This window comes from Aliirhizobium sp. YIM B11859 (assembly GCF_057163345.1).
This window is the reverse complement of the sequence record NZ_JBXHAY010000005.1, coordinates 302,386-321,948: the sequence shown is the minus strand read 5'-3', so window position 1 is coordinate 321,948 and position 19,563 is coordinate 302,386. Positions and strand designations below refer to the sequence as shown.

20 protein-coding genes are annotated in these 19,563 nt (G+C 60.1%); 8 read left to right on the top strand and 12 right to left on the bottom strand.

Features of this window, described 5'->3' with window-relative positions:
- Positions 1–35: 35 nt before the first annotated feature.
- Entirely contained in the window at positions 36–923 is an 888-nt protein-coding gene (locus AC2GXZ_RS21025; protein ID WP_483761157.1) for a LysR family transcriptional regulator, read from the bottom strand.
- Positions 924–1,084: 161 nt separating this feature from the next.
- On the opposite strand from AC2GXZ_RS21025, the gene AC2GXZ_RS21020 reads away from it, so the two are divergent.
- The 7 genes from AC2GXZ_RS21020 (at position 1,085) to AC2GXZ_RS20990 (ending at position 7,415) form a co-directional block, all read left to right on the top strand.
- A complete protein-coding gene (locus AC2GXZ_RS21020; protein WP_483761156.1) occupies positions 1,085–1,981 on the top strand; it encodes a DMT family transporter in 897 nt (298 codons plus the stop codon).
- 364 nt (positions 1,982–2,345) lie between these two features.
- The gene (locus AC2GXZ_RS21015; protein ID WP_483761155.1) at positions 2,346–2,696 is read left to right on the top strand and encodes an HNH endonuclease; all 351 of its coding nucleotides are present in this window, start codon (positions 2,346–2,348) and stop codon (positions 2,694–2,696) included.
- An 84-nt stretch (positions 2,697–2,780) separates the two neighbouring features.
- The gene (locus AC2GXZ_RS21010; RefSeq protein WP_483761154.1) at positions 2,781–3,209 is read left to right on the top strand and encodes a hypothetical protein; all 429 of its coding nucleotides are present in this window, start codon (positions 2,781–2,783) and stop codon (positions 3,207–3,209) included.
- A 213-nt stretch (positions 3,210–3,422) separates the two neighbouring features.
- Positions 3,423–3,842, top strand: a complete 420-nt coding sequence (locus AC2GXZ_RS21005; RefSeq protein WP_483761153.1) for a hypothetical protein — start codon at positions 3,423–3,425, stop codon at positions 3,840–3,842.
- 141 nt (positions 3,843–3,983) lie between these two features.
- Positions 3,984–4,421 (top strand): DUF6678 family protein, encoded by a 438-nt coding sequence (locus tag AC2GXZ_RS21000; RefSeq protein ID WP_483761152.1) that lies wholly within the window; start codon positions 3,984–3,986, stop codon positions 4,419–4,421.
- A gap of 73 nt (positions 4,422–4,494) precedes the next feature.
- Positions 4,495–5,874 carry a transposase gene (locus AC2GXZ_RS20995; RefSeq protein ID WP_483761151.1) on the top strand — a complete coding sequence of 460 codons (1,380 nt, stop codon included), beginning with the start codon at positions 4,495–4,497 and terminating at the stop codon, positions 5,872–5,874.
- A gap of 353 nt (positions 5,875–6,227) precedes the next feature.
- Positions 6,228–7,415, top strand: coding sequence for an arabinose transporter (locus AC2GXZ_RS20990; protein WP_483761150.1), 1,188 nt, complete (start codon positions 6,228–6,230; stop codon positions 7,413–7,415).
- A 60-nt stretch (positions 7,416–7,475) separates the two neighbouring features.
- On the opposite strand, the gene purF is transcribed toward AC2GXZ_RS20990, so the two are convergent.
- From purF to AC2GXZ_RS20945, 9 genes are all read right to left on the bottom strand, one after another.
- Entirely contained in the window at positions 7,476–8,978 is a 1,503-nt protein-coding gene (gene purF / locus AC2GXZ_RS20985; protein WP_483761149.1) for an amidophosphoribosyltransferase, read from the bottom strand.
- Between the two features lie 136 nt (positions 8,979–9,114).
- Positions 9,115–9,702 carry a CvpA family protein gene (locus tag AC2GXZ_RS20980; RefSeq protein ID WP_483761148.1) on the bottom strand — a complete coding sequence of 196 codons (588 nt, stop codon included), beginning with the start codon at positions 9,700–9,702 and terminating at the stop codon, positions 9,115–9,117.
- A 115-nt stretch (positions 9,703–9,817) separates the two neighbouring features.
- Positions 9,818–11,233, bottom strand: a complete 1,416-nt coding sequence (gene radA, locus AC2GXZ_RS20975) for a DNA repair protein RadA (protein ID WP_483761147.1) — start codon at positions 11,231–11,233, stop codon at positions 9,818–9,820.
- Between the two features lie 9 nt (positions 11,234–11,242).
- Positions 11,243–11,566, bottom strand: a complete 324-nt coding sequence (locus AC2GXZ_RS20970; RefSeq protein ID WP_483761146.1) for a type II toxin-antitoxin system RelE/ParE family toxin — start codon at positions 11,564–11,566, stop codon at positions 11,243–11,245.
- Positions 11,505–11,819, bottom strand: a complete 315-nt coding sequence (locus AC2GXZ_RS20965) for a type II toxin-antitoxin system ParD family antitoxin (RefSeq protein ID WP_483761145.1) — start codon at positions 11,817–11,819, stop codon at positions 11,505–11,507. The genes AC2GXZ_RS20970 and AC2GXZ_RS20965 overlap by 62 nt, the downstream gene beginning before the upstream one ends.
- An 88-nt stretch (positions 11,820–11,907) precedes the next feature.
- On the bottom strand, positions 11,908–13,080 hold the full coding sequence (gene alr / locus AC2GXZ_RS20960; RefSeq protein WP_483761144.1) for an alanine racemase: 1,173 nt from the start codon (positions 13,078–13,080) through the stop codon (positions 11,908–11,910).
- Positions 13,081–13,293: 213 nt separating this feature from the next.
- Positions 13,294–14,733: a c-type cytochrome gene (locus AC2GXZ_RS20955; RefSeq protein ID WP_483761143.1), complete on the bottom strand. Its 1,440-nt coding sequence runs from the start codon at positions 14,731–14,733 to the stop codon at positions 13,294–13,296.
- Between the two features lie 2 nt (positions 14,734–14,735).
- Positions 14,736–16,367, bottom strand: coding sequence for a GMC family oxidoreductase (locus tag AC2GXZ_RS20950; RefSeq protein ID WP_483761142.1), 1,632 nt, complete (start codon positions 16,365–16,367; stop codon positions 14,736–14,738).
- A gap of 29 nt (positions 16,368–16,396) precedes the next feature.
- Positions 16,397–16,945 carry a sugar dehydrogenase complex small subunit gene (locus AC2GXZ_RS20945; RefSeq protein WP_483761141.1) on the bottom strand — a complete coding sequence of 183 codons (549 nt, stop codon included), beginning with the start codon at positions 16,943–16,945 and terminating at the stop codon, positions 16,397–16,399.
- 309 nt (positions 16,946–17,254) lie between these two features.
- On the opposite strand from AC2GXZ_RS20945, the gene AC2GXZ_RS20940 reads away from it, so the two are divergent.
- Positions 17,255–17,701, top strand: a complete 447-nt coding sequence (locus AC2GXZ_RS20940; RefSeq protein ID WP_483761140.1) for a MarR family winged helix-turn-helix transcriptional regulator — start codon at positions 17,255–17,257, stop codon at positions 17,699–17,701.
- Between the two features lie 15 nt (positions 17,702–17,716).
- On the opposite strand, the gene AC2GXZ_RS20935 is transcribed toward AC2GXZ_RS20940, so the two are convergent.
- Positions 17,717–18,016 (bottom strand): hypothetical protein, encoded by a 300-nt coding sequence (locus tag AC2GXZ_RS20935; RefSeq protein ID WP_483761139.1) that lies wholly within the window; start codon positions 18,014–18,016, stop codon positions 17,717–17,719.
- Complete coding sequence (locus tag AC2GXZ_RS20930; protein WP_483761138.1) at positions 18,013–19,512, bottom strand: replicative DNA helicase; 1,500 nt, start codon at positions 19,510–19,512, stop codon at positions 18,013–18,015. The genes AC2GXZ_RS20935 and AC2GXZ_RS20930 overlap by 4 nt, the downstream gene beginning before the upstream one ends.
- Positions 19,513–19,563: the final 51 nt, after the last annotated feature.

Genomic DNA, 19,563 nt, shown 5'->3' with positions numbered 1-19,563 from the left:
CCTGTTTCCGGCAGCCGCTGGCCGACCCGCCCTCGTCAGCCGGCAAGCGCCAGGCTTCCATGCCGGCCGATATCCCGCTCGATCTCGCCGACCAGGCTGTCCAGCGCCGGGTTGCGCGATTTGCGGGCGCGACGGATGACGTAAGCAAGCGCTGGCGGCTTCGGCAGCCGGTCGCCGATGACATGCATCTCGCCACGGATATGCCGGTCGCTCAAGAGTGCCACGCCCATGGCCGCATGGACCGCCGCAACGATGCCGGCGGCACTCGAACACTCAAACACCGTCTCCAGGACGGCATCGTCCTGGCCGATATCGTATGCCCATTGGCGAAAGAAACAATCGTCGTCGAAGGACAGGAACGGAATGGGGCCGTCCGCCGGCAGGGGCAGTTCCGGATGTTTCACCCAGTGCAGGTCTTCCCGGTAAAGCACGACATCGGTGGGGCGAACCTCATGGTCGAACACCTGGATGATCGCGGCATCGAGTTCGCCGCGTTCTAGCATGGCGCGCAGAACAAGGCTCATGCGCACCCTGGTGCGGACGCTGACATTGGGATGCAGCCGCCGAAACCGCCCCAGAATGCGGGCAAGATCGGTGCATGCCGTATCTTCGGTAAGCCCAAGCGCCAGCCGGCCGGCGACGGTGGTTTTCGACAGACTGAGCAGCGCCTCGTCATGCAGGCCGAGGATCCGGCCGGCATAATCGAGCAGGTCCTCTCCGGCAGCCGTGAACATCGGGCCGCCGGATTTGCGGCCAAGCAATTCGCAGTCGAGGCTGACTTCCAGCCGTTTGACCTTGTGGCTGACCGCCGATTGCGACAGGCCCAGCGCGCCGGCCGCGCGTGTGATGCCGCCGTGATGCCGGATCGCGCAAAGCGCCCGCAGGGCATCGATTTCCAGGCGGCGGTTGTTCAGTTCCTTCACGGCCATCTCCGTTCCAGCCATCGTTGGAGACAGACATATCACAGGCTGGCGCCGTCATGACAGATTTTCGACAAAAGTCATGGTGCCATCGAAATTTGTCATGTGCTTATCGGGCGTGATCGGCTTACTGCGTCTGGCGATTGTCCCCTTTCGAGAATCCGATGGCCGATACGTCTCTTTCCCCTGTCTCCGTGAACCGCCACCCGCTGTTGTGGCCGCTGCTTGCAACGCTGCTGATCATCGGGTGGAGTTCGGGTTTCATCGGCATCCGTTATGCCAGCGAAGAGGCAAGCGTCATGCTGCTCCTGTTCTGGCGGACGCTGCTTTCGGGGATGATCCTTCTGCCCTTCGCGCTTTTGATCGGGCCGAAAATCACCCTGCGGGCGGTGAGGGACCAAGCCCTGTTCGGGGTGATGGCCGTCTTCCTTTATCTGGGAGGTTTTGCACTGGCGATCGAGCAGAAAGTGCCGACCGGCCTCGTTGCGCTGATTGCCGATCTCCTGCCATTGGCAATCGCCGCACTGTCGCAACCGGTCCTCGGCGAACGGTTGATCGGCCGGCAATGGCTGGGAACAGCGATTGCCGTGGCAGGCGTGCTGATCGTCTCCTTCGACAGCATCGGTTTCGGCCAGGCTCCGATCTGGGCCTACCTGATCACCGTCGGCTCGATGTTGATCTTCGCCGTCGCCTCGGTCCTGCATAAACGGCGCCGGACCCGACATATGCCGGTCCATCAGAGCCTCTGTATCCAGACGTTGACGGGGTCTGTCCTCTTCGGTCTCTGTGCTTTGACGCAGGGCAGCCTAGAGCCGCCGATGACCCGCGAATTCGCCTTCGGCATGGTCTGGCTGGTTTTTGTCGCAACCTTTCTCGCCTATGCCGTTTATTACACCAGCCTGCGGTTGTTTCCCGTCGCCAAGGTCAGTGCCGCGATCTATCTCAGCCCTCCCGTCACCATGCTGTGGGCATGGCTGATTTTCTCCGAACCCTTGACATCGGCAATGTTCATCGGCCTCGCCGTGACGCTGGTCGGCGTCTGGATGACCTCGCGCCGCTGAAATATTCGAAGGTGTGGAAGGCCGCAGCGCCAAGGCGATATCGGCAAATGTGCGGCGTTGCCACAATCCAAAACCATGCTCGGCCGTGCAGGCTGGCGTGACGGTGTTGTGCGATTGAACTGGTCCGGCTTGGGGGGAGACATGGCAGGTAGGCCTGACTGCTTGGCGCCGATAACAGCCATGTTGCAGAAACGCGATCGCTTATATCCAACGTCGAAGACCATATCCGACCACACCACGAGCCAAAGTCGATCTGAAACAGCATTGCTCCGCTTGATGGGAAGCGATATCTGCGCAGATCAATGAGCCGTATCGATCCAAGCAAAATGGACGCAAGGCTTGCAGCGCTCAGAAAGATGGACCGATGGCCCGCAAGAACAGAGATGAACTGGCTTCATGGGACGTGGCGGCGCCAGAGCCCGTGATGTGTCCGCTGTGCGAGCGTGTGATCCCGGATGATCAGCAGGACGAGCATCATCTCGTCCCCAAGAGCAAGGGTGGCAAGAAAACCGTTTGCCTGCACCGTATCTGTCACGACCAAATACATGCGACTTTTACAGATGCCCAACTCGCCAAGAAGTTCTCGACGATCGAGGCCATCCTCGAAGAACCCGCGATGCAAACATTCGTTGCCTGGGTAAAAAGCAAACCTCCAGGTTTTTCGGATTCCGCAAAGGAATCACGACAGTCCTCGGGACGGGGCCGCAAACAGTAACGGGTGAATGGCAGTTTCGCGCCAATTGCAGTCATCAGCCGCTTTCGCTAGTCCCGCTTCAAGTTAGATGGTTGAGAACGCCTAATGTCACAAGAACCTCCGGCCTGGCTTTTGATTGTGTTAGCTGTAATCGTTGGTCCGCTTCCGGGTGTCCTGTTTGTTTGTATTCCGGTAATCTTGGACGGCGGAAACTTTGGCAGCCCTAGTTCAGGCCGATCACCCTCAACATTTCTTGCATTAGCTTATGGCTTTGGCTTGGTGCCTGCGTTTGGTGGTGGGGTACTTTTCGCGGTACTGCGGAAACATCTCGGTTCGGGGCTCCTCTGTGCTGTCTTGTGCGGATTTTTCTCAACGACTGCTTTTCTATGCTGGTTTTTTTGGAGCAGCGGTGCAATTGCCGACACATTGAGAATGAGTCTCGGCCTCGGCTTGGTTGTGGGAGGCTTTTCCGGCTTTGTTATTCGATTGTTGATGCAGCCTTGGTTCTCGCCGAATCTGACCAGCAGAAGATAATCTGCACTCAGTCGCGCTTGACGCGTGGCTGTTGCCGCTTATCTACCTGAAATTGGATGGCGGCTTCGGGCCGACACACGTCATGTCGCAGATGCGCCAATTGCGGCCATCGCGTCCAGGGTTTACCGTCCGTGCATGCGGTCAAAGCGTCAGTATTGCAGACCGATGATCTGATACCCTAAAAGCCGCTTTCGTCGGGGCAGGATATACGGCATGCAAAAACTGGAGTTCGTTCAACTCAATGACAACTGGAGCGCAGAGCCTAATGCACCGTTGGTCGCAGTAGTTTTCGAAGGCGGCGCAGCAAACTTGAGCTTCTTACTAAATCCGTCGCAGCGGAAGACCGGCCGTAAGGAGGAGGCAACGGTTCGCTTCAGCAATTGCAGTCGCTGGAACTGGGATGCGACCAACGACCATGCGTGGTTTGCTGGGGAGGGTCGTTACGCTAAGCAAGCTCCCAAGTGGGGCGAATTCTACGAGGTAGTGGGAGAAGACATTCTGGGTGGCGACATCGACTGGGAGGTCATCTCAGCCGACACTGTAAATGCCCGACATTTTCTATTTTACTTTCGCGATGAAACGCTCGAATTCATCGCTCCCAACTGGTCGATAAGTATCAAAACGATTCTTTAATTTCACGTCCACTTAGGGCCGATACTGTTGAAAAACTCGGTTGCGATCCCTTGCGACGCACCTTCATCGTTTTCATGCCATTCGTCCACTGTGCTATAGATGAAAGCGGAAACCTTGTTCGGACGCGCTTGGAGATGCGGCATGCGGAAGAGCCAACCTGTCGATATGATGGCGCTTCGGTTGAAGGCTAAGAAGTTTGCGGCGGAGAACTACTCAGCGTCCTTGATGTCTAATACCAAGTGGCGCGCGCTTTTCAGCGCGGTCGAAGAAGCGGGTATCGATGCCGCGTGTTCGGTGAAGTTTATTGGCGACGACAAGGAATTCGAGATAGCGGTTCATCCGGGGCTGTATCCGCCTCACGCCTATGTCGATCTGTGGCCGCTTAACGTCTATCCGCTAGTCGAAATTGAATGGATCGAGTTTACGCGTGATGTAAGATATCGGAGGGATAACAACCTTCCGGCCAAGCTTGTGCCGCAAGACATAGATGCGATCCGGGCTGTTATTGAGAGCACCGGAAAACGCTTTCCTCTTGAGGCTTCCGAGAACGCAATTCGGATTGTCGGGCATGTGAGGTAAAGAGACCGCCGCCCATTGCTTGCGCTGAGCGCGCGTGATTCAATCCTCTCATCGATATGCGGAGGACTAAGCGATGATGGGATGTCAGACGGCTCCGGCGCAGCTCTTTTACGACTTCTGTCTCGATGATCATGTTCCTACCGACCATCTACTGCGCGGGATTGATAAACACCTCGACCTCGATAGGGTGCGAGCGCAGTTGAAGCCGTTCTACAGCATCACTGGTCGGCCGTCGGTCGATCCGGAATTGATGATGCGGATGCTGATTATCGGCTACTGCATGGGCATTCGCTCCGAGCGGCGGCTGTGCGAAGAGGTCCATCTCAATCTTGCCTATCGCTGGTTCTGTCGGCTTGGTTTGGACGGGAAGGTGCCGGACCATTCGAGTTTCTCGAAGAACCGTCACGGCCGCTTTCGGCAAAGTGAAATCCTTCGCCATATGTTTGAAACCGTGGTGGAGCGCTGCCTGGCTCAGGGTCTTGTCGGAGCTGAAGGGTTCGCCGTCGATGCCAGTCTCATCGCCGCCGACGCCAACAGGCAACGCTCGGTGCCTAGCGCGGAGTGGGAAGCCAAAGGCGAAGCCAGCCGGTCGGTCCGAGAATATTTGTCGGTTCTCGACGATGCTGCGTTTGGCGCGGCATCGCCCGTGACGCCGAAGTTCATCTCGCGCTCCGATCCCGCTGCTCAGTGGACCGGAGCCCATAAAGGGCACGCCTTTTTTGCCTATGCAACAAACTACCTGATCGACACCGATCACGGCGTCATCCTTGATGTGGAGGCCACTCGTGCCATTCGTCAAGCCGAGGTCGGTGCGTCCCGGACGATGATCCAGAGAACGGAGGACCGGTTCGGGCTGAAGCCGGATTATGTTGTCGCCGACAGCGCCTATGGCTCCGCCGACAATCTTGCCTGGCTCGTCAAGGAAAAGCAGATCGCGCCGCACATCCCTGTCTTCGACAAGTCGCAGAGGACCGATGGGACTTTCTCACGGTCCGACTTCACCTGGGAGGCCGATAACGAGCGCTACATCTGCCCGGCAGGCAAGGAACTGAAGCAATTCCATCGAACTTACGACACGCCGAGATCAGGAATTACCGCAGAAGGCACGCGGCTCTACAGAGCCAAGAAAGCTGACTGCGACGCATGTGAACTCAAGCATCGCTGCTGCCCGAACATGCCAATGCGAAAGGTGCCACGTGATATCAACGAGGATGCCCGTGACATCGCAAGAGCGATTGCCGCCACGCCCGAATACGCGCAGTCGCGCCATCGCCGTAAGAAGGTCGAGATGCTCTTTGCTCACCTCAAGCGTATTCTCCGGATGGCGCGTCTAAGACTGCGAGGTCCATACGGCGCCCGCGATGAATTCCTGCTTGCAGCAACCGCCCAAAATCTGCGGAGGCTTGCCAAACTGAGGCCACTGAGACCGCTGCAAGGCGCTATTGCCGCCTGACGGCGGCATCAATGATGCCTCTGCGTCCAGGCGCAGGAATCGAGAACGCGCCATCTGCCGTCCGAACGACCTGAAAGGGCGGAGGCACGACAAATCCAGCGAGTTTTTCAACGAAATCGGCCGGTATCGGCCATATCTTCTGATTTCATCATCCTTGAAATCCTCTCTGCCGTCATGCGGCAGGCGGACCGTCATGCCCGAGGTGTTGACACCGGCGGCGGTTTTTATTAGCGAGACTGCATGCCGGTGATCCGGTCGTAAGCGTCTAACGTCAAGCAACGCACTTATCGATCCTCACCGGTCGGAGTGCGTTTTTTTGTGCCCGCCGTTTGAGGACAGCCAGGAGGATACCCATGGCTTTCCAACTGAGAAGTGATCCGCAGCAGGGGCGTCTTTACCTGCTGGCCGCCATTCTGTTCATCTCCTATCTCTGCGTCGCCATCGCGCTGCCGGTCATTCCCGTGCATGTCACCGCAACGCTCGGCCTCGGCAACGGTTGGGCCGGGCTGGGTGTCGGTGTCGCGTTTCTGTCGACCATTTTAACCCGCAGTTACTCCGGCGGACTGAGCGACCTGCGGGGTGCCAAGGTCGCGGTGGAGCGCGGGCTGGTTTTCTATATCCTCGGCGCCCTTGTTTCACTGGCATCCGGCATTGTGTCCAGCCACCCGGCCGTCGCCTTCGCCATTCTTGTCCTCGGGCGCCTGTCGATCGGCCTCGGCGAAAGCCTTGTGGCGGTCGGCGTGATTTCCTGGGGCATCGGTCTTGTCGGGCCGGAGCGATCCGGTCGGGTTCTGGCGCTGGTCGGGGCGTCTCTTTATGGCGCGCTTGCCTTTGGCGGCCCGATCGGTCTGCTTCTGCTCGACCATATCGGTTTTGCCGGAACGATGGCCGTCAGTGCCATGCTGCCGCTTGCCGGATTGCTGGCGATCCGGCCCATCCCGGCCGTCGCGCCGCCCCCGCCACGCGAGCGTCCGCCGCTTGTAACCGTGATCGGCACGATCTGGCTTTATGGTCTGGTCGTCTGCCTGCAGGGCATCGGTTTTGCCGCGATCGGATCTTTCTTCGCCCTGCATTTCCGCCAAGAGAACTGGAGTTTCGCCGGCCTCGGGCTGACGGCCTTCGGTGTCGGCTTCGTGCTGGTACGCATTCTGTTCGGTCATCTGCCGGACCGTTTCGGCGGCATTCCGGTGGCGATCGTCTCACTGGTGGTCGAGACGCTTGGCCAGTTTCTCGTCTGGGGGGCGGCCGGCCCCTATCCGGCGCTGGCCGGTGCCTTCATGACCGGGCTCGGATGCTCGATGATCTTTCCCGCCATGGGTCGCGAAGTGGTGAGCCGCGTCCCCCCGCATTTGCGTGGGACTGCACTCGGCGGGTTCTCGGCCTTCCAGGATCTCTCCTATGGCCTGACCGGTCCGCTTGCCGGCCTTCTTGCCGACAGGGCAGGGTATGGAAGCATCTATCTCGCCGGCGGGTTTGCCGCCGGTGCCGGTCTGCTGATCGCCATTGCGCTCCGTCGCCGACAGGCGCTCGCCGCAGGCTGACACAAAAACGGCCGCCCGGCATTTGCCGCGCGGCCGTTTTCATTGCATCGGGCGTTCGCCTCAGCCGTTGCTGGCCAGCAGCGATACCTTGCGACCGACAGCCTCGCCATCCTTGTCGAGCAGGCGGGTCGGGTAGTCGCCGGTGAAATAATGGTCGGTGAACTGCGGCCGGGCATCGTTGCGATCCTCGCCGCCGACGGCCTGGTAGAGGCCGTTGATCGACAGGAATTCCAGCGTGTCGCAACCGACGAATTTGCACATCGCTTCGAGGCTGTCATACTGGTTGGCCAGCAGCTTTTCCCGGTCCGGCGTGTCGATGCCGTAGAAGTCGGGATAATAGATCATCGGGCTGGCGACGCGTAAGTGCACTTCCTTTGCGCCGGCATCGCGGATCATCTGCACGATCTTCAACGACGTGGTGCCGCGCACGACCGAATCGTCGACCAGCACGACGCGCTTGCCCTCGATCATCGCCCGGTTGGCGGAATGTTTCAGCTTCACGCCGAAAGCGCGGATCTGCTGTGTCGGTTCGATGAAGGTGCGGCCGACATAATGGTTGCGGATAATGCCGTATTCGAACGGGATGCCGCTTTCCTGCGCATAACCGAGGGCTGCCGGCGTGCCGCCATCGGGAACCGGCACGACGACATCGGCTTCGACCGGGGCTTCCTTGGCAAGGTTGATGCCCATGTTCTTGCGCGCCACGTAAACGGAGCGGCCGCCGACGACGGAGTCGGGACGGGCGAAATAGACATATTCGAACAGGCACAGACGTTCCGCCTGGCCATTGCCGGCCTTGCGGGCGTCGATCGAGATCGAGCCGTCCGCCTGGATTTCGCAGATGATGACCTCGCCATTCTCGACGTCACGGACGAACTTGGCGCCGATAATATCGAGTGCGCAGGTTTCCGACGCAAAGATCGGCTTGCCGTCGAGCTCGCCCATGACGAGAGGACGGATGCCGGTGGGGTCGCGGGCGGCGATCAGCTTGGTGCGGGTGATCGCCACCATCGAGTAACCGCCTTCCATCTGGCGGATTGCATCGATGAAGCGGTCGGCCGTGGAGGAATAACGCGAGCGGGCGATGAGATGCAGGACGACTTCGGTATCCGATGTCGACTGACAGATGGCGCCACCGGCGATCAGCTGGCGCCGTAGCGTCAGGCCGTTGGTGAAATTGCCGTTATGGGCGATCGCGATGCCACCGACTTCGAGTTCGGCAAACAGCGGCTGGACATTGCGCAATGCCACTTCGCCGGTCGTCGAATAACGGTTGTGGCCGATGGCGATATTGCCGGGCAGCTTGGCGAGCGTTGCCGGGTCGGTATAGTGGTCACCGACCAGTCCCATGCGGCGTTCCGAATGGAACCGCAGACCGTCGAAGGAGACGATACCGGCCGCTTCCTGGCCGCGATGCTGAAGCGCATGCAGTCCAAGCGCCGTCAGCGTTGCCGCATCCGGATGTCCGAGAACGCCGAACACGCCGCACTCTTCGTGCAGGGTGTCGTCCTCCCATTCATGGGAGAGGTTGACGTTGAAAGTTTGCGAAGCCGACTGGTCCATCGTGAGCCTGTGCCCTTGATCTAAAATGGAAAGGCCGGCCGGGGAAATGATCCCCCGGAGCCAGCCTGTTCTCTATCTGAATTCAACTCTTACCACAAATGGGAACGAATAGCGCTGCATCAAGCGCAACACAGCGTCAATTATTTGGAGTAGGTGCGTCTCCCACCGGCGGCAGTTCCTGTCCGGGTTGTACGTCGGTCGGGGCTTCTTCCTTGCCGGTGATACGGGCGCGGATCTGCGGTTCGATATCGTCCGGCAGCACGGCTTCCAGACGGCCGACCAGCGTGTCGATGAACGGCTTGGACTTGGCGGTGGTGACCCAGACCGGCTGCGACTTGACCGGCACCAGCCAGTTCCAGAAGGCTGTCGCGATCACCAGCAGCAGGATGCCGCGTGCCGCGCCGAACAGGAAACCGAGCGTGCGGTCGAGCGCGCCGATGCGGCTGTCGATGATGAAATCGGCGATCCGCGAGGTGATGAACGAGATGACGATCAGCGCCACCAGGAAGATCACGCCTGCCGAACCGGCAATCGCGATGCGGTGGTCGGACGTATATTTTTCCGCATAGGGCACGGCGAGCGGGTAGAGGTAATAGGCGGCGGCAACCGCGCCGGCCCAGCTTGCGATCGACAGCACTTCGCGGGAAAAACCGCGAACCATGGCGAGCACCGCCGAAAACAGGGTGACGCCGAGGACGATGCCGTCGAAAATCGTGATGGGCATGTAAACTCTACTCCAGGACTGCCGTTACGTGCCCGGCTTTTTGCAGCCGGCACCTGCGCCCGGCCAATCAGCATTGGGCGCAGTGTCTTACATCAGCCGGTTGATTAACGGAAGATCAATCATCTTGCGCCGGTGTTTCGCCAGCTTTCGCCAGTTTCTTGGTCGATCCCGCGATGCGCGAAACGAGATCGGGCAGGTCCTCGATCTTGGTCCATCGCCCGTTTCCGCCCTTGGGCAGTTCCGCTGACGTCGCCGGCAGCATGGCGCCGGCAAAACCGAGTTTTTCCGCTTCCTTCAGCCGTTGCGCCGTCTGCGATACCGGCCGCACGGCACCCGACAGGCTGATCTCGCCGAAATAGACGCAATCGGCAGGCAGGGCGGCACCCGCCAGTGACGAGACCAGTGCCGATGCGATCGCAAGGTCGGCTGCAGGTTCTGAGATGCGGTAGCCGCCGGCGACGTTGAGATAGACGTCGTGCTGGCCGAGCCTCACGCCGCAATGGGATTCCAGAACCGCAAGGATCATCGCCAGACGTGATGAGTCCCAACCGACGACGGCCCGACGCGGCGTACCGAGCGAGGTCGGTGCCACAAGGGCTTGCACCTCGACCAGAACCGGACGCGTGCCTTCCATGCCGGCAAACACGGCGGCACCGGGAGATTTCGCATTGCGCTCGCCGAGGAACAGTTCCGACGGATTGGTGACTTCGCGAAGACCCTTGTCCGACATTTCGAACACGCCGATTTCGTCGGTCGGTCCGAAACGGTTTTTCACCGTGCGCAGCACGCGGTAGCGGTGCCCGCGGTCACCTTCGAAATAAAGTACGGCATCGACCATGTGTTCGACCACCCGCGGGCCGGCAATCTGGCCTTCCTTGGTGACATGGCCGACCAGAACCATGGCCGCACCCGTCTGCTTGGCAAAGCGGATCATCGCCTGCACGCCGGTGCGTACCTGGGTGACGGTGCCGGGGGCCGAATCGGCCGTATCGCTCCACAGGGTCTGGATCGAATCGATGATCACCAGGTCCGGCCGCTTGCCTTCCGCAATGGTGGCGAGAATGTCTTCGACATTGGTTTCGGCGGCCAGAAGCACCTCGGTATCGGCGGCACCGAGACGTTGCGCCCGCAGCCGCACCTGCGCCACCGCCTCTTCGCCCGAAACGTAGATGATGCGGTGCTTGCGGCGCGAAAGCTCTGCCGCCGCCTGCATCAGCAGCGTCGACTTGCCGATCCCCGGATCGCCGCCGATCAGCACCGCCGAGCCGCGCACGAAGCCACCACCGGTCGCCCGATCGAGTTCCGAAATGCCGGTATGGATGCGCGGCGCTTCCTCGATCTCGCCCGACAGCGTCGTCAGCGTCACGGGACGGCCCTTTTTCGGCACCTTGCCGGGACCCGACCCGATGCCGCCCATCGGGTCTTCCTCGACGATCGTATTCCATTCGTTGCAGCCATCGCATTTGCCGGCCCAGCGATTATGCACCGTGCCGCAGTTCTGGCACACGAATTGAGTTTTTGGTTTTGCCATGAGAATGGGTCAGTCTTTTTCTTGTGTTTGATAGAAAGCGAGAAAATCATCCGGGGTAATTTTCTGCCGGCCGTGCAGCACACGCAGAACCGTCATTTCTTCGTCTCCGACAAAGAAATAGATGCATCTTTTCCGATAGGGAAAGCCACGCAGCCCCGGAATGAAATCCCTTGGACTTCCTGTAATTCCCAGCTCCGCCATCCATTCCATCTTGCCGTTGATGTCATCAAGAAAGCCTCTTGCGGCCAGCGGATCGAATCCTGCGATATAGTCATATATGCCGAGAAGATCGTTCAGAGCCTCGAACGACATTCTCAGCTGAAGCGGGCGCATTCTTCCGTTCCTCTGCCATTTGCAAGATATGCGCTGTCAGCTCTTCGGCGTTTTTGAATGTCATGACCCGTCCCGCATCGACATCGTCGATGCCCTGCTGGATGAGGTGTCTTAGCTCCTCAATCTCACTCTCTTCGCTGCCGAGCAGTCGCAGGCCTGCAGCGACAACCTCGTTTGCGCTCTTGTATCGCCCGTCTTTTACCTGTTCCTCGATAAAAGCCTTATCCGCGTCGCTGAGATGGATCTCGGTCATTTCGATCTCCTTTTGTTCTCTTTTAGCATGAAGATTTCAAGCTTCCAAGAGGGCGCGCATGCGAGGAAGACAATGTCCGGCGAAATGCTCAGTCGTCCGGATAGATATAACGCCGCTCATAGCGCAGGCCGAGGCCGGTCAGCAGTTCGTAGCCGATCGTTCCGCCTGCCCGCGCCACGTCGTCGAGCATGATATGGGGGCCGAAAAGCTCGATATAGTCGCCGGCACGGATTTCGCTTTCGGGCACGTCGGTGACGTCGAATATCGTCAGGTCCATCGTTACCCGACCGATCACCGGCACGCGGGTATTGGCGACGAAACCGAAGGCGCCGGGTGTGCCGCCGGCGCGGATCGGCACGCCGGACCCGGAGACGGAACGGAGATAGCCGTCGGCGTAACCGGCAGACACGATCGCCAGCCGGCTGTTGCGCGACAACTGATGGGTCGCGCCGTAGCTGACAGTCGAGCCCGATGGTGCGTCGCGGATTTGCAGGATGCGGGCTTCGGCCTTGGCAACCGGCTTCAAGGCCTGCATGCCGTTGACCGCTTCACCGCCATAGACGGCGATGCCTGGCCGGGTGAGGTCGAAATGATATTCCGGCCCGAGAAAGATGCCGCCGGAGGCGGCAAGGCTTGCCGGAATGCCTTCGAAAGCCTGCGCAACCCGTTGAAACGACTCGAGCTGGGTGCGGTTCAGCGGCGAGGCGGCATTGTCGCCGCTATGCAGGTGCGACATGACGAGGACGGGCGAGAAACTGGCCGGACGTGACACGTCATTGGCAAAGGCGATCGCCTCTTCCAGCGGCAGGCCGAGGCGGTTGAAGCCGGTGTCGACGTGAAGTGCGCAAGGGTGGTCGCCATGTTCTGCCGTCACCGCCATCCAGAAGGCGAGTTGCTCTTCAGACACGATGACCGGCACCAGGCCGTGCTCGTAGAACAGTCTTTCCTGACCGGGCCAGATGCCGGAAAGTACATAGATGCGGGCGTCCGGCGCATAGGTGCGCAGCGTGATGCCTTCCTGCATGACAGCCACGAAAAAGTCGCGGGCGCCGGCTTCGTAGAGTGCCGTACCGCAATCCTCCAGCCCCAGGCCATAGGCATCCGCCTTGACGATCGCAGCCGTCCCGGCCGGGCCGGACCGCCTTGCCATGTCCCGCCAGTTATCGGCAAGCGCCCCGAGATCGATTGTCAGCCGTACGGGGGCGATATCGAATTCGTCGAGGAAAATGTCGTCGCTGTCGAAATCGGTGGGTTCTGTCATGAGGGTCTCGATCGAGCATGTGGCGGGGAGGCTATGCGGTGATCCTAACGCTTTTGCCGGCTGGAAAAAGGCCGACGGGGCGTTTTATGGCGCGCTGCACAGTCTTTTGAGCGCCACCGCCCCGAGAGGCCGGTCGAGCTGAACGACAAATAAAAAGGGTAGCCTGATCGAAAAACCAGGCTACCCGCAGTTCGTGGGGAATAGCGACGAAGGTCAGGCGGTCGTCGGGATTGCCCGGCCGGAACGTCGGCGGCGCAGGATCCAGACGATGACCGCGAGAACGATCAGCGCACCGACAGCGCCGGCGCCCATGCCGATGCGCGCGAGCATCACCAGATTGGAGCTCGGCCCGCCATTGCGGATCACCTGCACGTCGTCAGGCGTCACCGTCAGCTTGGCATTGCCGTAATCCTTGAGCAGATAGTTGGCGAGCGATGCGACCTCGGCATTGTTCAAGGAAACCATCGCGTTCGTCTGGTCGCCGAAAGGCGGCATGAAGACATGGCCCGCCTCCGTATGGCGGTCGACGCCGTTCAGGATGGCGGCAATTACATTGATCGGATTGTCGCCGGCGGTGGCCGCATTGTGGAACAGGCTCGGATAATAACCGTCCTTCGTGCCCTGGGCATTGTAGCCATGGCAGGAAGCACAATTGGCCGTGAAGATCTGTGCGCCTGCATGATCGCCCTTCAGGCCATCGGCATAATCGCTCCCGCGGAAGCCGCTGAGATCGTTTGTCGCCTTGCCCTGGTCGAAACGGCTGGTGCCGGATGCCTGCGCCGCATTGGCGGATGGCACGCTGCGGACATAGGTGGCGATGGCGTTTAGGTCGTTGTCGGTCAGGTGCTGGAACGAGTAGCTGATCGCTTCCGCCATACTGCCCGCCGCCTGCGCCTTGTTTTCAAGGCGACCGGTCTTGAGGTAGGCGACGAGTTCCTCCTGGCTCCACGAGCCGATGCCATGAACCTTGTCATTGGTGATATCGGGTGCGTACCACGGTCCGACCTGTGCGCCCGAAAGATTGAGGCTCTTCTCTTCCTGCATCAAGGCGCCACGCGGCGTGTGGCAGGTGCTGCAATGGGCAGCCCCTTCGGCGAGATATCTGCCGCGGTTCCACTCGGCAGACTGCTTCGGATCATCGACATGCACGGCGTTCGGGCGGAACAGCAGGTTCCAGCCGATCATCGAGGCGCGGATATTCATCGGGAAGGGGAGTTCCGTCTCCGGTGCCTTCTCCTCGACCGGATCGACGCCCTGCATGAAATAGGCGTAAAGCGCATGAACGTCCTCGTCGGTCATCACCGAATAGGAGACATAGGGCATGGCCGGATAAAGGTTGGCACCATCGGCGCGGACGCCCCTGCGCACCGCATTGGCAAATTGCGCTTCGCTGTAGTTGCCGATGCCGAATTCCTTCGACGGGGTGATATTGGTCGACATGATCGTGCCGACTGGTGAGGCCATCGGCAGACCGCCGGCCATCGGCTTGCCGCCCTCGTGATTGGTATGACAGGCGACGCAGTCCGACGCTGTCGCCAGATAACGGCCCTTGTCGATCAGTTCCTTGGAAAACTCCTCGGCGGAAGCATTGATCGGGGCAAGGGCTGCAAGCGCCAGCGGTGCTGCAAGCACAAATGTCTTGATGCTGTTCATGATCATGCGCCCCGCATCTGTTCGACGATTGCATCCGCGGCCTTGATGGCAAGCGCTGTCATTGTGATCGTGCTGTTGCCACAGGCAGTAGAGGCCATGGCGCCGCCACCCGGAATGAACAGGTTCTCGTGGTCATGAGCGCGGCAATCGACGTCGACGACCGAGTTGCCGGCATCGCGGCCCATGATCGTGCCGCCCATGATGTGTTTGCTGTTGGCAAATTTCGGGCTGATCTTGACGTCCGTCGCCCCCATCGCCTCGGCGATCTGCTTGCCGATCGGCTGGGAATAAGCGTCCCAGGACTTGCGCACGTAATCACCGACATCGTAGTGGATCGACGGCTTCGGCAGGCCGAGCCAGTCCTTCTTGTCGGACAGCGTCAACCGGTTGTTCGGATCAGCCAGAATTTCGTGCGCTGCAACGATATCGGCCGTGCACGCCGTCATCCGACGGATTTCCTCGTCCAGCGCCTTGCCGACAAGGCCCTTCTTCAGGGCCGCGAAGGTGACGAAGCGGTTACGGGCAAAGTTGTTGTAGCGGAAATAGGCGCCGGCATGTTCCGAGCGGAATGCGCCTTGCGAGGTTTCCATGATGCCCGAGTTGACGACCGGGCCGGCGCCCGACCAGAACGGTTCTTTGGTGGTGACGGTGAATGTGCGCGCCGGATGGTCCATCATGTTGCGGCCGACCTGATCGGACGAGTTGGCGACACCGTTCGGGTTGCGGTCGTCCTTCGACATCAACAGCAGCTTCGGATTTTCCAGGCCGTTGCAGGCAAGCACGAACAGCTTGCCGCTGATCCGGTGGGTCTCCTTGTGCTGGTCGTAATAGTGGACGGCCTCGATCTTGTTCTGGGCGTTGGTCTCGACCTTGTAGACGACCGAATCGACCAGCAGCGTGACGCCCTTTTTCTCCAGGCGATGAAGCGATGTTTCCGCGTCGTATTTGGCGCCGACGGGACAGACCGGCACGCAATTGTTGTTGGCGCAGCAGGCAGGCCGTCCATCATAGGGCATGCCGCTGTTGCGGGCCTGCGCGACCGGGATGTTGGTGTAGCCCAGTGTCTTGACGACCTCGGTAAACCGCACTTCGCCCGGCGAGAACGGCAAGGCCGGCATCGGATAAGGGGCAGAGCGCGGCGTGCGCGGCCATTGCAGGGCCGGGTCGGAGGGGCCACAGATGCCGAGCTTGTGCTCGGTGCGCACGTAATACGGTTCCAGCGTGTCGTGATCGAAGGCCCAGTCGCGGCCGACGCCGTAAAGCGAGTTGAGGCGCATGTCCTCCGGCGTCAGGCGCCAGGACGTGCCGGCCCAGTGCCAGGTCGAGCCGCCGGCATAACGGATGAAGGTCTGGTCGTACGGGTCGGGCCCGGTAAACTGCAGATAGGCGTCGTCGCCCTTTTCGGCGCCGGTCGGATGTGGCGCCCAGGGCCGAGGCGGGTAGGCCACAGATGTATCGCCCTTCACGCCGAGTGGCGCATTGCGCCAGTTCTCGACCACTTCGGCGCGCGTGACGCGGGGCCCGGCTTCGATCATCAGCACCGAGTGGCCCGCATCGACCAGTTGTTCCGCGATCACGACGCCGACGACGCCCGTTCCGACGATCACGACGTCGGCACTATTCTTGCTAACCATGGGAAAAGACTTCTCTTGCGTGGGGTTCGTCAGAAGCGCGGCATCGGGGCGGATAGCGGCACGTTGGGGCGGGTCCAGAGATTGGGTCCGGAAAGCCCGTAGGACGGGATGGTGACGACATCGCTCGTCGTCTTGAACGTGAGTGCTTCTTCGTAGGTGAACACCTTGGCATCGCGCTTTTCGGAGGAGCAGCCGCTGTACCAGGCAAAGATCACCCAGTGGGCAAAGTCCTTCAACTCGCCATCGGGAATGTCGGCGAAGAAGTCCTCGACCTGCGATCCTTGGCTCTTCTCGGCGATCGCGATGATCGCATCGAGCATCTGCGCCAGGTTCTGATGCTGGCTTCCCGCCGTCTCGGCGATGCGGGCGCCGACGGCCGGGTTCAGATCATGGTTGATCAACAGGTTCGACAGTTTCATGAACTGGCTTTGCGCGCCTGCATCGACTGCAGCCAGCGCTGCGCCAGGACAGAGTGATGCGGCCATGCCGCCGGCAAACAGCGTAACGCCGCCCAGCAACATGCCACGTCGCGACATGATCAGCATGCCGGTGGGGTCTTGCGACTTCGTGCTCGTCATTTTCGTCACCATGGGAGAGAGGAGGCGATAGCCTCCGGATTGGGCATTCCGGCAAGGCCGGCGCGTTGCATGTGGGCAAGATGTGGGGCAAGGTCCCACGCCACGCCAAATTCGGCGCTTCGGCGTCCGAAGGGGCGAGGCATAGAGAAAGGTGGCCGGATCTCGGTCATGTTACGATTACACACTGTTGGCCGAGGAGCAGTTCTCCTGCGGCCACATGTCGCGCTGCGACAAATTAGTTGGATAGCTGATTATCGGCTACGCCACTAATTGATGCTTGTCAATTTTATTTTAGGAGTACCTTGCGCCGTGAAGTTAACAGCCGATTACATGCTGAATACGCATGGCATCCTGCTTCGGCGTTGCCAGCAGGTGGCGCTTTCGATCTTTACGGAAGAGGCGGTCAATCTGGGGTTTTCACCTACCCAGTTCAGCGCATTGGCCTTTATCGATATCGAACCGGGCGTTCATCAGAATACGCTGAGTGACCACGTTGCGCTCGATCGCTCGTCGGTGACGAAATGTGTCGAAATTCTGGAGGAGCGCGGCCTGATCCGCCGCGAAGTGGATCGCAAGGACAAGCGGGCGCGGCTTCTTTACATCACACCGGAAGGGCAGGCGATGCTTGGAGAAGTCAGTGCCGCTGCGGCCCGCGCGCGCAAGCGCATCGAGGATGCGATGGGTGTCGAGGAATTTTCCGCTTTCCTGAAAAGCATGAAAGCCTTCAGCACCATTCTCGATAAGCCGGCCGAATAATCTGGAAAAAATTTGCTACGGGCACGCTGCGAAATCGAAATTCGCGGGCATGGCCTCATAGGGCAGGTGAATGCGTGCGCGGTCGTTGATCTCGATGAAGCCCTGTTCGATGAGCGGGCAGCATCCTCGTGTACGCGCAACAATCTTCGCGGCCGTTGAGATGTGTGTGGTCGCCGTTACCAGAGATTCATATTGGCCATCGCGCCATTCGACCGGACGGTTTTCGATCGGTAAAGCAAGTGCGCCTTCATGTTGGCCATAATGACAACATGAAGGCGCACTGTCAAAACTGTGTCCTGATGCGAGACCGATCACGTCTCTTCGTATTGAATGAAGCTCGGTTCTGCCAGGTCGGTGAAGCGGGTGAATTCCGACTGGAAGGCGAGTTTGACGGTGCCGGTCGGTCCGTGACGCTGCTTGGCGATGATCACGTCTGCCGTGCCTTTGACCTTGTCCATCAGCACTTCCCATTCCGGGTATTTCGGATCGGAAATATCGCGTGGCTCCATGTTCTTCACGTAATATTCCTCGCGGAACACGAACAGCACGACGTCGGCGTCCTGTTCGATCGAGCCCGATTCGCGAAGATCGGAGAGCTGCGGGCGTTTGTCTTCGCGGCTTTCCACCTGACGCGACAGCTGCGATAGTGCGATGATCGGTACGTTCAGTTCCTTGCCGAGCGCTTTCAGGCCGGTGGTGATCTGGGTAATTTCCTGCACGCGGTTGTCGCCCTTGCCGGCGCCGGTCATCAGCTGGATATAGTCGACGACCAGGCAATCGAGGCCGCGCTGGCGCTTCAGGCGGCGCGCACGCGCCGAAAGCTGGGCGATCGAGATACCACCGGTCTGGTCGATGAACAGCGGCACCTTCTGCATCATCTGGGAGCAGGCGACGAGTTTTTCAAAATCGGCCTCGGTAATGTCACCGCGGCGGATCTTCGACGACGACACTTCGGTCTGCTCGGAAATGATACGGGTGGCAAGCTGTTCGGACGACATTTCGAGCGAATAGAAGCCGACGACGCCGCCGTTCTTGGCCTTGTACGAGCCGTCCGGGTTGACGTCCTGCTCGTAGGAGGCGGCGATGTTGTAGGCGATGTTGGTGGCAAGCGAGGTCTTGCCCATACCCGGGCGACCTGCAAGCACGATCAAGTCGGAGCGCTGCAATCCGCCCATCTTGGCATCGAGCGACACGATGCCGGTCGAGATGCCCGACAGCTGGCCGTCGCGCTCGAAGGCAGCGCCCGCCATGTCGATCGCCAGCGCCACCGCATCGTTGAACGACTGGAAGCCGCCGTCGTAACGGCCGGTTTCGGCAAGTTCGAACAGGCGTCTTTCGGTATCCTCGATCTGGCTCTGCGGCGGCATGTCGAGTGGCGCGTCATAGGCGATGTTGACGACATCTTCACCGATGGTGATCAGCGCCCGGCGCAGCGCCAGGTCGTAGATCGCCCGGCCATAATCGTCGGCGTTGATGATCGACACCGCACTTGCGGCAAGGCGCGCCAGGTACTGCGCAACCGTCAGGTCGCCGACCTTGTCGTCGGCCGGCAGGAAGGTCTTCAGCGTGATCGGGTTGGCAGTCTTGCCCATCCGGATGATATCGCCGGCGACTTCGTAGATCTTGCGATGCAGCGGTTCGTAGAGATGCGGCGGCTTAAGGAAGTCCGAAACGCGGTAATAGGCGTCGTTATTGACCAGGATCGCGCCGAGCAGCGCCATCTCCGCCTCGATATTGTTCGGCGCCTCGCGATAGTGCGGCGCTGCATCCTTGTTGCTGAGCGATGCTACATTGCGCGCGACTTCGTTCATGATCTTCTACCCGTCCTGTCCATTCAAGATGCCGGTTCTAGACACAACCGG